This is a genomic window from Bacteroides xylanisolvens XB1A (genome assembly GCF_000210075.1).
Lineage (GTDB): Bacteria > Bacteroidota > Bacteroidia > Bacteroidales > Bacteroidaceae > Bacteroides > Bacteroides xylanisolvens.
Map to the genome: position 1 here is coordinate 4,863,874 of NC_021017.1, position 13,057 is coordinate 4,876,930.

Here is a 13,057-nt window from a genome sequence, read left to right on the forward strand (position 1 = left end):
TATATTGCTTGTTCGTGAGAACGAATGCATGTATTTTTTAGAGTTTAACGGCTGGTTGTACAAAACTTCTATAAATTCAATAGGTATAGATATAAAATCAGCAAATCCGTGAGGACGTATTATTTGAAGACACACAACTGAAGAAGTGCGCTATCCCCAAAAGATAGAGGTACTTTTTTTATGGTTATAAATATCCGGCTCTTTTTCCCCGATATAGAATCCGATTATAATCATATAAATAATCCAGTCGGCACAGCCTTCCGAATCTTACTGTATTTCAGTTCTCTTTTTCCCATATATAGCCATTTCCTCATTTTTATCACCCTGTCAGTAACTTCACCTTGCGTGGTTCAGGGTGCGAAGCTACGTCCGGGTCCCCTAAAAATCTGCAAGCCCGCTTCGCGCCCTACGGGTTTTGGCGAAAATTTTTCAATCCGTCCAGCCGGGCGGTTGAAAAATTCTCACCAAAAGCCTTGCATATTTTCTCCCCGTCCGTATCTGCCCCCTGAAACGAGCAAGGTGAAGCCACCGACAAGGCATAAAAAAAAAGTCAATGTTATGAAAAAGAGAACTGAAATACAGCAAGATTTGAAACGAGGCTTCGGCTCCGCTCCAACCGGCATTAAAAATTTGGTGAAGTGGTTGTCGGTCGGTTTCATGGTCTATGTGGCAGTACGTTTCGTGTGTGCCTTTGTCGGTGGTGTAGTGGTTGGCTTGGGCGGTGGGTTGCCCATGTTGGCAGTTTTGGCGGTGGTGTTTTTCCTCATCCGTGCCGTGTGGCGCATCCTTTCCGCTTTCCTTTCCCTTTGCGTGCTCGCTCTTCTCATCCTTGTTCTTTGCGTGATACTCTGACAGAATATTAATCATTTTTAAATTAAATCATTATGACTAAAGTACATTTATTGGGAGCTAACAAAAGTTACGACAGAAGCGTTCAGACCGTTTCAGTCAATCAAGTGGTAGTATTGGAAGGCTACAGCTATGACAGCTATGTTGTGTATGAAGTAACCCGTGACAAGTGGGGAATAACCTATCATCTTGTCAATTTGCGAACACACGAGTTTCACACTTCCGACCTTATCCGGCCATTATCAGAGAAATTCGGAATAGGCATCTATTACGATGATGCGAACCCCAAGTTTTTGGATCCGTTGGAAACAGCCGCTTTACTGACCAAAGCGAAAGAGAAGAAAGCCGAAGAAGAAAAGAAAGCGAAGGAAGCAAGAGAGGAATACGAACGTATCGCCAAAATCGGTGCGGAACGTTTGCGCCCCCTTATCCCGACGGATGCAAAGGCGGTCATTATCGGCACATTGAGAGTGAACGAATGCGACAGTTATACGGACTATTACGACTATAGTATAGCAAGAACCGTCATTTTAGGCTTTTCCAAACATACACGCAACCTCTTTTCGGAAATGCGCAAGCATGCCGCCAATTTTGAGGAAACGGCCTATTTGGCAGAATATAACGCAGATTACGAACACCGTGAAAATTACAGCATGGGGGACGGCATGTATTTGGGCAGGAACAAGTACAGCGGTTGGACGATTGAGAAAGAGCCTATCTGTGACCTTGAAAAGTTCATAGAACGGTATGCGCACACCGCAGGGGATGAAGCCAACCTTTGCATGAAAGCACCGCAGAGGGAAAACGAAGCACAACAGCCGACAGCAACCGCAGACCCTTCAACCCTCAGTCTTGAAATCGTGGAATACAGCGAAAAGGCGATTGCCGTATTCGGTGACACCAAGCCAATAAAGGACGTTCTGAAAAACTTGAACGGTCTGTTCCGTGCAAACCTCACTTATAAGGGCGAAAGGCGTGCAGGGTGGATATATTCCAAGAAGCAGGAGCTGAAAGTAAGGGAAGCACTCGCCACGTGCATCCGCGTATGACAGCATGAACGGCAGGGCGGAACAATCCGCCCCGCCTATCAAAGAACCAAAAAGTAACGACATGAGAACGGAAACAAGAACATACACCCTCTATCGGATAACAGAGTTATCCGAGGAAGCCAAGGAAAAGGCGCATGGCGAATGGTTATACAATCGATACTTTTACGGTTGGACTTACGAGAACCGCCAAACCCTTGATGCCTTTTGCGAACACTTCGGTATCGTGTGCCGTAATTGGAGATATGACGCATGTAATTATAGCTATGACTACCGCAGCAGGCAGGAAGACTGCATAGACAGCCTGAGCGGTTGGCGGTTGGTGGCCTATCTGATGAACAACCATTGGAACGACTTGTACACCCGAAAATATTTTTGGAACGGAAGGAAAGGGAGAGAAAGCAGGATATTTGTAGATACCTGTTGTCCCCTTACAGGCTATTGTATTGATAACGATATTCTCGATCCGATTTATCGGTTCTTGAAATCCCCCACCGGGAATGTCACGTTTGATAACCTTATGAACAAATGTCTCGACAGCTTTTTCCGTGCTTGTTGGGATGATATGGAGAGCACCCAGACTTTGGAATACTTCACGGAAGAAAGCAACGCCAACGGTTGGGAATACCTTTCAGACGGAAAACTATTCAATTAATTATCAACATTTAAAAACTTACCATTATGAAGACGAACAAAAAAGTACAGAAGAACAGCGTACAGAAATCAGAGAAAGAAAATGCAGTAAAAGTAACTGCTTTGGCAGTTATCCCGAAGCCGATAATGTTACTCACACCGCAGGACGTGCCCACGGCTACCGAAGTGACGGCCCCCCTCGAAACGGCAACCGTTCCCACCGTTACGGAAGAAACACCGCAGCAGGTCACGTTCAAGACACCGCTTGCAACGGCCACAGCCGAAACAGACCTTGACATCACCACCATACACCCAAGCACGGACAACCACCGCAAGACGTTCAATGACGCATCATTGCAGGAACTTGCGGAAAGCATTCGGGAAGTGGGAATCCTGCAGGCCATTGCGGTACGCCCACGCACGGAAGGCGGTTATGAAATCATATACGGTGAACGCCGTTACCGTGCCTCATTGCTTGCAGGAGCAAAGACCATAAAGGCGACCATATATAATAATGTGACGGACGATGAAGCGGAAGACATGTCGTTAAGCGAGAACTTGCAGCGTGAGCAGGTACGCCCCACTGAAGAAGCAAAAGCGTTCAAGCGGTTGCTTGAAAAGGGCAGATATGACATGTATTCACTGACCGCCCGTTTCGGACGGAGCGAGAAATATATCTATACCCGATTGAAACTGAACGAACTCTATGCGCCTATCGGTGAACTGTTGGACAATGAAACAATCACTGTCAGCGTAGCCGAGGAGATAAGCACCTATGAACCCGATATACAAAAGGACGTGTACGAGAAGCACCTCAAAGAGGGGAACGGTGAGGATTGGACGGGATATACATTGAATCTCTTCAAAAGGTACTTTGAAAAATACTATACCACCGACCTTGGGCAATACAAGTTCGACAAGACGGAATGCAAGGCATGCGTACACAACGCAGCCAATTACAATCTCTTTGCCGAGCATAACGGATGCGGACACTGCACAAACCGCAAATGTCTGGAAACCAAGAATGCCGCCCATGTGGCAAAAGAGACGGAGAAACTTTTGAAATCCGATCCGAAGTTGGTTGTCGCACGCCCCTACTACGGAAGCCGTAACGATATGGCACTACAGAAATTGGACAAGAAAGGGCATGAAATCAAGGAACTTGACTACAACGTATCGGCAAGGGAATTTCCAAAAGCCCCCGAAGCACCGAAGAAAGAGCAGTTCACCCAAGCGAAAGAGTACGAACAAGCGGTGCAGACATTTGAGCGCAGAAACGAGGAATATGCCCGAAAGGTGGAGGAACTTGACCGCATGAAGGAGGAAGGCAGGATAAAGACCTATGTGAAGGTAGGGCAGACGGAACCCGAACTCTGCTACGTGGAGATAAACAGGAAGGAAACCGCCCCCGTCACTATCGGGACATTGCAGGAGAGGGACAAGCGTTTCAAACAGCTTTCTATCGAAAAGACCGTTGCCGACACGAAAAAGATTGTCCGGGAGAACGACTATCCCGAAAGTCCGTTCACGCAGTACGAGGACGGCATGATTTATTTCGTCATGCTTACCCAACTGCAAAGGAAGCATTTTTCGCTTTTTGGCATCAAGGACCAGCCTTTCGCATTGGACGAGAAACAGCGGATGAAAATCGTTGCCAAACTGACGGACGCACAAAAGACGGTAATCAAACGGGACTTCATCAGCCACTTCCTTTGTGAGAACGGCCACGGAGACAACAACGCATCCAAGCTGTTAAGAGACTTCGCAAACATGCACTTTCCTGACCAGTACGGACTTGCCAAAGCCACCCACGAGGAAGAATATCAGAAACGGCATGAACGTTTGGAAGAAAGGATAAAGGAAATGAAGAAAGCGGAAAAGAAAGCAGCCAAAGAAGCGGAAAAACAGCAGACGGCAGAAAAGACGGAGAAGAAAGTCACCGCCCCGAAAACGGAGAAACCCGAAAGCGGAAAAGCCGCCTGAAGCCGAACAGAAAGCATGTGCCGGAGACAACATCCGGCACATCTTTTTCACCGCCCTCCAAGAGAACAGAGGGCAGGGCCGGACGACCCCACCCACACCGCCACCGTAAAACCTTTAAAAATATCAGCATATGAAATATATAAAAATGTCCCCTAACGTGGAGTATTCCACCGACAGGGAGTTTTTCCTTGAACATCAAATCCTCTGCATCGTGAGCAGGGAAGGTACAAAGTTTTGCAGTCTGGTAGAGAACCGTCTGTTTATGCGTTCCCAAAGCCGCCATATCAGCAAGCAGATGCAGATGCATATCATGTGTGAAATCCACAAGGACATCTGCCGCCTTCGCTATGGCGGCGAACCCGTGGACTGACCTGCCACACCCCACACCTGAATACTTCCTCTTAAAAAAGTCGGGCAATCCCTATGCGGTTGCCCGGCTTTTTTCTATTTTTGCAGGGTTGAACCAAAAAGAAAGTTATAAGATTAAAGATTTTGAATGATAACATATTAGAATAGCTTTTAGCTGTTTGTTCTTACTCTCGAAACGACCAAATTCAATGCAGGAGAATAAACGGGCAGAGTCCTTGTCATACACAAATGGCACGGTCTTAACTCGTTTCCTGCATGGGTGCTTGGTCGTACCGGAGAGTAGAACCTGTTAAGTTCCGTGCTTTTTTGGTACATAACAGGAAGTTACGGACAAGGTATTACTCAAAAATCACAGGAAGATGTACAACAAGAACGTTGCCATTACCGGCAGTACCATTGAAAAGACAACCAAATACGACCAATTCAGGGAAGATAAAATCCGTATGGAACTCTACCGGATAATCCTTCCACTTTATAATGAAGGTTATCGCACATTCACCTGCAATCCGCATTCCTATATCGGATTATTAGGTGCGGATACGATAGTCATGCTGCGTGAAGCGGGCAAATGCCCGGAGATAATCCTTTCAGTAGCCATACCGGAAACCGCTTTTCCGGCAGATACCGACAAGGTGTATCGTGCCCTGTATGACGACCTGATAAAGCAGGCAGACAATAAAAAAATACTTCCGGAAAAAGAGTTTTTTGGCAATGCGCTTGTCGGCGGTCATATCATCTGTTATTACGATGACTTTTCCACAGAAATGCAGCAGATATGCGCATCCGGTACTCCCTATACCAATATCCGTAAAATGATATAGGCACACATTCTTTACCGCAGGTTACAGCAGTTTCTCCAGCCGTGCAATCCGTTTTTCGGTGGACGGATGCGTACTCATGATATATTCGGTGAAAGTCGGATGCTCACCGTAAACGTCTTCCGTCCTTTTCAACCGGCGGAGGAAAGAAAGCAATCCTTCGCCGCAACCATATTTCACTGCATAGGCATCACAACGGTACTCGGCATATTTATTGATATTCACGTCAGTTATCCGGCTGATGCCGTATATAATCCGGTGAAGCAGTTTGTAAACGGCCCACCATAACTTCGCTATGAGTTCACCTACAAGGCCCAAAGCCGGAACCAATGCGAACACCATGCTGCCAATTATCCCGAATATCAGAGCCGGAATAAGAAATATACCATAAAGGCAGCGGTAACCGAACGACTCCATCGAGAATAAAAGCACCTGATAGACGAAGTCGTAATGGGAGATATGCCCCACTTCATGACTGATGATGCCCTTCAGCTCCTCATCCGAAGCTGCGGCGAGTACTCCGCCCGTCAGTCCTATCGTATTGAAACCGAATGCGGCAGCATTTACCCGTGCGTCATTGTTACGATAAAGTTTCAGCCTCCGGTTCATACCCATTTCTGAAAGCAACCGTTCCAGCCTCATGCGATCGGAACTGTTCAAAGGACGGTATCCTTCTTTTCTGCGTAGCACCCACACATTTAGCGGAGAAATGGAATAAAGGATGAATAACAGCAAAAGATAATACGGTAACGTATTGACTAAATACGGAATCACCCCCTCATCAAACAGCCCCGGTATATATGCCGGCCATATATGGCGCAAGATTGAAAGTAGCAATGCGTAAAACACCGTAATAAAGACAAAATTCACTATCGTGACATAAGCCAGCAGCAACAGCTTGCTGATGATACGGAATATTCTGAGTGTTGTTTTCATGCGTATATGATTGAACTATTAACTTCCGGCTAAATATAAAAACAAATTTTGTGCAATCCGAAACAATTACTTATTCATTTGTTTTCATTAAGCAAATTTCATAAAACAAAGACGACAGGTTTCCCCACCGTCTTTCTTGATAGATAATGGTAGCAGTTATTCCTTTGCCGTAGTGTTTTCTAAATCGAACGTCACCGTCATTTCTCTTTCCCTGCCAAAATTATCCCGGACAAAGAATTTCAGTTCCGAACGTCTGGCGCTTGTCGAACGGTAAAAGAGGGTGAATATCTGCCTGACCGGATTTTCCGTATCCAGTCCCGGCACCTCTGCCAGCGGCCTCACTTCCCGGTTCACAAGTTTTATGCCTTCACTATCGGACACTTCTCCCTTGCCTTCCATCTGGATGTAACCTATTTCATACTCCGCCTTTTCATAGTCCCCTTCACGGTCAAGATAAAAGCGTATCTCCACCGTTTCACCCGTTGCAATCTGCTTTTGCAGATACCATGACGAGAGGCTGAAATCATAATCCTGCCGGATGTCTATCCCGTCGTTACAAGAATTGAAGGCCAGCGCCGCAAGCAGTGCACCTATACATTTATATAATACGTTTTTCATTTTTTGTTTCTCCTTTCTCTTTTTATTAGTTAATAATAAGGCGAACGCCCAATCCTATCTGGGTATGGAAGTTACCCGCATCCGTTCCGAAGAGCGCCCTTTCCTTTACCTGCATCAGCAGGATAATCCGGTCTGTCAGCCAGACATCGAAAGCCGCCGTCAGACCGCCGCCATAAATAAAGCAGTCACCGTTTGTCACCGCCGCTCCGTCAGGAAGCAGGGAGGTTCCCCAGTTGACTGTCTCGAAGCCGCCCAAAACGGAAAGTCCGATACGGAAACAGACGTTCCGGCCCTTGTCCGACAATACGGGAATAAAATAGCCGAGTTCCCCCGTGAACTGCGCTTTGGGTATTGCCTTATTTTCGTAGGTGTACTCCTTTATCTGATAATCCAGACCATACAGCCAGCAGGTACGGTTACGGTTGGTATGTGTAAAGGCCAGCGAGGTGAAGTAGTGGCGTTCGCCACCACTCTTCCATGAAAGGAAATGATTGACTCCCCCTGTTGTAAATTGTACACCCGTCTGTCCCGGCAGGTCACGCTGCGCGTATGCTTCGCCCGCAAAGAGCGACAACATGGCAACTGTCAGTATGAATAGTATTCTTTGCATATACATTATATTATATATAGGTTATTATTTCAGATGCAGTTCACTGATTGGTTTTGCCGCCACAAGGTCTGTGTTCTCTATGCGGAACGACTGGTGACGGGCACCGCCCTTTTCGTAAACCTCCACCACGAGCAGTTTGTCATCCGGCAGGGTGAGCTTGGGCAGCACGAATATACCCCGCACCGTGGCTTTCCCGTCCACCGTTATCAGGCGGTTGTATGTCCTTACAGGTTCTATGAAGTTCTCCTGCATGGCCGTGCGCTTGGCTACTTTCTTGTCCACCACTTTGAAACGGATATAGTCAATGTCGAACGATATATCCGAACTGTTGCGCAGGGAAGTATGCAGGTACAGCAGGTCATTATTGATATAAAGCCCTTTGAGCAGTGTCTGTATGCCGTACTTCTTGCAACCGATATGCCTGATGTCCCTTTTGTTCTTCTTATACAGCATGTACATGATACGGTTCACCACCAGCGGTGTCTCCCCGCCGAGTTCTTTCAGCTTCACGAACATGCGGTCGCCCGCAATCCCGCCTTCGGGATTGTCCCGTAGCCAGTCTTCCATCTCAATGGAAAGTTGCGCTGGTTCGTCCTTATAAACCACATTAAAAGAATAGAAACAACCGTCGGCAGTGATAACGGAGAAGTTCGTTTCCCCTTCAAAACCTTTCACCGCCGCCTTGATGCGTACTACATTTTCCGCTCCCGTGGCCTTGTCCGCTATGATGTCGAACGAGCCCAAATCCACATATTTCACTTCGGAAGGGAAAAGGATATGTACGGTTTTCTGAAAAGTCACCTCAATCTTATGCGGTGAGATAATCTGGTTGGTGGGGAAAATCTTTGTTTCCACCGGTTCCTGCGCCTTTACCGACAATACGGTTAAAAGTATGACTAATGATAAAATAATTCTTGTCTTCATCTGATTACTGTTTTTTGGATATTAATAAAAGTTGATAATTCGCTTTCACGGACACTTTCACCTCACGCATCTTTGTGGCCAGATATTGTGATCCGCCGCCAAGCACGCCCCTTGTCACGTCCATGACGAGTTGTTGCGAGGCACTGCGTGCGAACGAGATGCTTGTTCCGAAACTGCCCCCGATATTGGCGGCGGCTTCCTTCATGGCGGTACGTTCTGCGGTATTCGGAACGAAAAGTCCGGCCTGCCCGTCTATATCGTAAGCCGTTAGTTCCACCGGCAGGATGTTCCCGCCGCTCTCTATGGAGTTTACTGTGACTGCCATCCGTTGCCCTTCGATACGCACCGTACCATATAGCGGAGTATTGGCAGGTACAAGCACACCACCCACTTGCAGCGGTTCCAGCAACCGGAACTTCAGTCATGCCCCGGTGGTCACTGTCTGGTCTTCGGCCACGCAGGCACGTATCGTATTGGCTCCGGCAAGCTGTCCGCCGCCCACGGCAGTGGCAAAACCGTAATTGCGGGGTATCGTGTCGGGTACCGGAGGTACGGCCAGTGACGAAACCACATTCTCCGTGGCACGTCCGGCAGCTATGGCGGCAGGATTGCCGGTACCGGTGCCCCCGGCAGGCTGTATGTTCTTCACCTGTCCGCCCGTTTGTCCGGGGAAATAGCGTGCCGCCATCTCATACGACTTTTCCATCAGTTCCAGCGGGTCTTGTCCTTTCCGTTCACGTTCCAGCTTTTCGTTAAGCTCCTTTACCTGCCGTTCCAGTTCGTCCACCCTCGGACTCTCCTTCGGTTCCTTATAGAACGAGGTGATCTGTCTTGAAATCTGCCGCTGTTTTTCTCTGGACTCCCGGATAGCATCCGCTTTCGGTACATCTTCTTCCGGTTTCAGCCCGTCCGTTGTGTCCGGTGTCAGATAGCCCCCGGCCACATCCTGCAAGGTTCTTACCTTCTCCTGCCTGCGTTTCTTCATTTCTTCCAGTTCGTAAGCCTTCTGTTTGTCGGCCATCGTCTCCGGTGCGATAGCGTCGGGTATCGTCGTATTGATTCCTGCCGTCCCTTCCACCGTTTCGGGTGTGTCCGGTTTGAAGAGAAACCAGATGAACCCGGCGCAAAGCAGGGAGAGGAATGTCACCACGCCATAGAATTTCAGCTTGTCGGCAACCTTGCGGTTTAACTTCTTCCCCTTTTCGGATACAGGTTCCGCTTTCTGCGTTTCTTTATTCTTTTCTTCTTTCTTATCGGATTGTGTCATTGGATACATTGTTTTTTAATGGTTGAATACTGTCCGTTTGGGGAAGCGCAATCCTTTGGAGATGCTGTACCTCAATCGGAAATTTGTCTGTCCCGCAGAAACCGCCCACGATGTAGGCAAGGTCGATGGCGGCGAAGAGTCCGAGCAGGTAAAGGATGATAATCCTTTGCTGCCGGTAGCTCAGCCGTTGCCACCGCCTGCGGAGTTTTATTATATATCGGTCTTTCTCCGTTCTGAACGAGTGGAAGACCTTTTTTATACCGTTATCTTTCATACTGTCCGATGTCCCTGTTTTCGATGATGGTAAAACTCTCTATCAGAAAGCCCTGCGGATTGTTGTCGCTCCGGGTTACATTCCTCAGACGGCAGGTGGTGACAAGCGACCTTTCGGTAACGCTGCTCGAACGGATGATGTGCTGCCGGCTATAGGTCTTCATCTCGTAGGGATAACTGTTGAAGTTCCCCTGTATGCTGTCCACCGTCAGCGTCTGCGAGATGTTTCCCGCGATCATCCGGTTGAAGTAGCCTTTCTCCTGCAAGTTCCGGTAGTAACCGATGGCACTTTCATCCGAAAGGTAAAGGGCACGCTGGATGTTGCTTTCAATGGCGCTCTTGTCCGGTGACAGGGTGAAAAACAGTTCGTGGAAACGTCTGATATGTTCCCTCGCTTCCACGGGGCGGTTCTGCTGCACATCCTGCGAAAGTGCCAGCATCAGCGATTTTCCGCTGTCCAGTACATAGATTTTCTGCCGTTGCGCCTCGGCAAACTCGTATGCCTTTCAGGTGGCAAAGACCGTTACCAGTACGCATACTCCCAGGAATACCATTCCGAACAGCCGTAGCTGCCGGAACGATGTCTCGATGTTTTTTAATGATTTGAACTCCATGTCTTCTTTCTGTTTTTTTAAGTGATACGTTTAGAACATTTTCTTGATGCGTCCGGCTACCGATCCACCGACTGCCCCACCGACTGCCGCCGCACCGTTTCCGGCCATTTTCCCGGCACCGCCCACCTTCTGCCCGTAAGCTCCCGCACCGCCTGCCTGAATAATCCATGAGGACACCGTGGGAACGCAGAAATAACCGATGATACCTATAATCATGAATATACAATACACACTGTTGGATGCGTCCGGTATGAACGTCGGGTCCTGCATCTGTTTGATATCCTGCTGCAACATCAGAACCTGTATGCGTGAAAGGATAGCGCCGAACAGGTCGCCCACGGGCAGCCATAAGTAAATACAGATATAGCGTGACAACCATGTGGTGAGCGTACTCTGGAATCCGTCATAGACGGCCAGCGCAAAAGAGATAGGCCCCAGTATGGACAGGACAATCAGGAAGAAAGTCCTCAGCGTGTCTATCAGCAGCGAGGCTGCCTGAAAGAAGAGTTCCAGCAGTTCCCGGAACCATTGCCTCACCTTTTCCCCCATGTCATACACCGCCTTCTGCCCGTACATGTTTATCATCGTGTCCATGTCCCCCAGCGACCAGCCAAGCTCGTCTATTTTCTTGTCAAATTCCTCATCACTCACAAGGAAAGCCTTTGCCGGGTCACGCAGCATCGCTTCCCGTTCCAGTTCGTCCTTCTCTTCCTGATACTTCTTCATGTCGAAAGTCTGCTGTTCCACCAGTGAGGAAGTGGCACTGCATACGGGGGAAAGAATCCCGTTGATTGTCCCCAATACCATAGTGGGGAAGAACATGATGCAAAGTCCCAGCACGAACGGCCTGAAAAGCGGGAACACGTCAATCTCTTCCGCCCTTGAAAGGGACTGCCACACTCGGTAGGCCACATAGAACAGGGCACCGATACCGGCCACTCCCTTTGCCACACTGGCCATATCCTCGCACAGCGGCATCATTTCATCGTAAAGCGAACGCAGCAACTCATGCAGGTTCGTCCAATCTATTGATAGTAATATCATAGTTTATCTGTTTTTTTAGGATGAATGATTACCAGTAACGCTGGTCGTGTGTCCCGTACAGGGCAAGCACCCGCTGGGAATCCCCCTTCTTCTTGCTGCGCAGGTACGATATGCCGATGTTCTTTCGGGTATAGTACCATGTCAGGTTCTTGTATTCCAGCACTTCGCCGTATATCCGGTTGATGATGTCCAGTCGTTCCTTGTCGGTCATCGAGAGTCCGGTAGCCGTAGTCACTTCCTTCAAGTCCAGCAGCAGGTTGCTGCTTTCTTCAAGCAACCGGTTATACCCGAAAGCAATGGCCGAGAGTTCTTCCACGGTGAAGTTCGGGTCGCCCATCATCGTATTGAAATTGGTCACGTAAATATCGCTGATGTCACCTACGAGCAGGATAGTCTGTTGTACCTTGCGTGCCCCTTTTACGAGGTCGTGTACGGATTTCAAAGCGTCGTAGTAGGCCTTTCCCTGCTGGTAAATCTTTACAGTCTCCTGAAAGTTACTTCACATGTTCTGTGCCGTTGTGGAAGTCTGTACAATTTCATTGGCCGAGTTTACAATGCCTTGAGCAAGGTTCGTAGGGTCTATCACTGCCCATTGTGCCTTGACTGTCACCGAAAGGGACAGCAGTACCATGAATAAAATTATCATTCTCTTTTTCATGCGTCTATCTCCTTTCTTTAGTAAGTAAATACCGACTGTCGTCATCACGGGCAAACAGCCCGTAACAGCCGAACAGCAACACCTCGCTTCCGCTGAAATACCCGATACATCCGGCATCCTTGTTCCCGTGCAGGAAAAGGTCGTCACCTTTCCGGAGCGGGATATTGATTTCGGTATAACTCATTTCTCCGGCGAACAGCGTGGCCTTGTATCCCTTGAATCCGTCCGTCACATGGTTGGATTTACGGATTGTCAGCGTGGAGCCGCCTTCCTTGTTCATTCAGTGACCGCAGATGCGGTCATTTTCCAGTTCCTTCTTCATTTCCCCGATCAGGTTCAGCAAATCCAGATTGGTCAGGGTCGCATCTCCGAGTGCTTCCCTGCATTGGCTTAATAAATCTTTCTTACTCATTGT

General features: G+C 48.3%; 16 protein-coding genes and 2 pseudogenes. 6 read left to right on the plus strand and 12 right to left on the minus strand.

Going from position 1 to position 13,057, the window contains the following annotated elements:
- The first annotated feature begins 558 nt into the window (after window positions 1-558).
- From BXY_RS18820 to BXY_RS18845, 6 genes are all read left to right on the plus strand, one after another.
- Window positions 559-852, plus strand: a complete 294-nt coding sequence (locus BXY_RS18820; protein ID WP_083787905.1) for a hypothetical protein — start codon at window positions 559-561, stop codon at window positions 850-852.
- 32 nt (window positions 853-884) lie between these two features.
- Complete coding sequence (locus BXY_RS18825; RefSeq protein WP_009040002.1) at window positions 885-1,898, plus strand: hypothetical protein; 1,014 nt, start codon at window positions 885-887, stop codon at window positions 1,896-1,898.
- Window positions 1,899-1,959: 61 nt separating this feature from the next.
- Complete coding sequence (locus BXY_RS18830) at window positions 1,960-2,550, plus strand: hypothetical protein (protein ID WP_055235410.1); 591 nt, start codon at window positions 1,960-1,962, stop codon at window positions 2,548-2,550.
- A gap of 26 nt (window positions 2,551-2,576) precedes the next feature.
- Window positions 2,577-4,511, plus strand: coding sequence for a ParB/RepB/Spo0J family partition protein (locus BXY_RS18835; RefSeq protein WP_009040004.1), 1,935 nt, complete (start codon window positions 2,577-2,579; stop codon window positions 4,509-4,511).
- Window positions 4,512-4,641: 130 nt separating this feature from the next.
- Window positions 4,642-4,881, plus strand: coding sequence for a hypothetical protein (locus BXY_RS18840; RefSeq protein WP_009040005.1), 240 nt, complete (start codon window positions 4,642-4,644; stop codon window positions 4,879-4,881).
- 358 nt (window positions 4,882-5,239) lie between these two features.
- Window positions 5,240-5,701 (plus strand): hypothetical protein, encoded by a 462-nt coding sequence (locus tag BXY_RS18845; protein ID WP_015532678.1) that lies wholly within the window; start codon window positions 5,240-5,242, stop codon window positions 5,699-5,701.
- A gap of 21 nt (window positions 5,702-5,722) precedes the next feature.
- Here BXY_RS18845 and BXY_RS18850 read toward each other — a convergent pair whose 3' ends face one another.
- From BXY_RS18850 to BXY_RS23745, 12 genes and pseudogenes are all read right to left on the minus strand, one after another.
- Complete coding sequence (locus BXY_RS18850; RefSeq protein ID WP_009040007.1) at window positions 5,723-6,634, minus strand: M48 family metalloprotease; 912 nt, start codon at window positions 6,632-6,634, stop codon at window positions 5,723-5,725.
- A 156-nt stretch (window positions 6,635-6,790) separates the two neighbouring features.
- Window positions 6,791-7,252: a TraQ conjugal transfer family protein gene (locus BXY_RS18855; RefSeq protein ID WP_015532679.1), complete on the minus strand. Its 462-nt coding sequence runs from the start codon at window positions 7,250-7,252 to the stop codon at window positions 6,791-6,793.
- Between the two features lie 25 nt (window positions 7,253-7,277).
- Window positions 7,278-7,868, minus strand: a complete 591-nt coding sequence (locus tag BXY_RS18860) for a conjugal transfer protein TraO (protein WP_009040009.1) — start codon at window positions 7,866-7,868, stop codon at window positions 7,278-7,280.
- 18 nt (window positions 7,869-7,886) lie between these two features.
- Window positions 7,887-8,786, minus strand: a complete 900-nt coding sequence (traN, locus tag BXY_RS18865; RefSeq protein WP_015532680.1) for a conjugative transposon protein TraN — start codon at window positions 8,784-8,786, stop codon at window positions 7,887-7,889.
- Between the two features lie 4 nt (window positions 8,787-8,790).
- Entirely contained in the window at window positions 8,791-9,195 is a 405-nt protein-coding gene (gene traM / locus BXY_RS18870; RefSeq protein WP_011109427.1) for a conjugative transposon protein TraM, read from the minus strand.
- 12 nt (window positions 9,196-9,207) lie between these two features.
- Window positions 9,208-10,053: a conjugative transposon protein TraM gene (locus tag BXY_RS18875; protein WP_015532681.1), complete on the minus strand. Its 846-nt coding sequence runs from the start codon at window positions 10,051-10,053 to the stop codon at window positions 9,208-9,210.
- Window positions 10,037-10,327, minus strand: coding sequence for a hypothetical protein (locus tag BXY_RS18880; protein WP_009040011.1), 291 nt, complete (start codon window positions 10,325-10,327; stop codon window positions 10,037-10,039). Before BXY_RS18880 ends, BXY_RS18875 begins: the two co-directional genes overlap by 17 nt.
- A pseudogene (traK, locus tag BXY_RS18885) lies at window positions 10,317-10,940 on the minus strand (conjugative transposon protein TraK). The gene BXY_RS18880 and the pseudogene traK overlap by 11 nt, the downstream one beginning before the upstream one ends.
- A 30-nt stretch (window positions 10,941-10,970) precedes the next feature.
- Entirely contained in the window at window positions 10,971-11,984 is a 1,014-nt protein-coding gene (traJ, locus tag BXY_RS18890) for a conjugative transposon protein TraJ (protein WP_009040012.1), read from the minus strand.
- Between the two features lie 28 nt (window positions 11,985-12,012).
- Window positions 12,013-12,642: pseudogene (locus BXY_RS18895) on the minus strand (DUF4141 domain-containing protein).
- A 4-nt stretch (window positions 12,643-12,646) separates the two neighbouring features.
- Window positions 12,647-12,922 (minus strand): hypothetical protein, encoded by a 276-nt coding sequence (locus BXY_RS18905; RefSeq protein ID WP_004313115.1) that lies wholly within the window; start codon window positions 12,920-12,922, stop codon window positions 12,647-12,649.
- Window positions 12,923-13,054, minus strand: coding sequence for a hypothetical protein (locus BXY_RS23745; RefSeq protein ID WP_015532682.1), 132 nt, complete (start codon window positions 13,052-13,054; stop codon window positions 12,923-12,925). It lies immediately after the preceding gene.
- Window positions 13,055-13,057 lie beyond the last annotated feature (3 nt).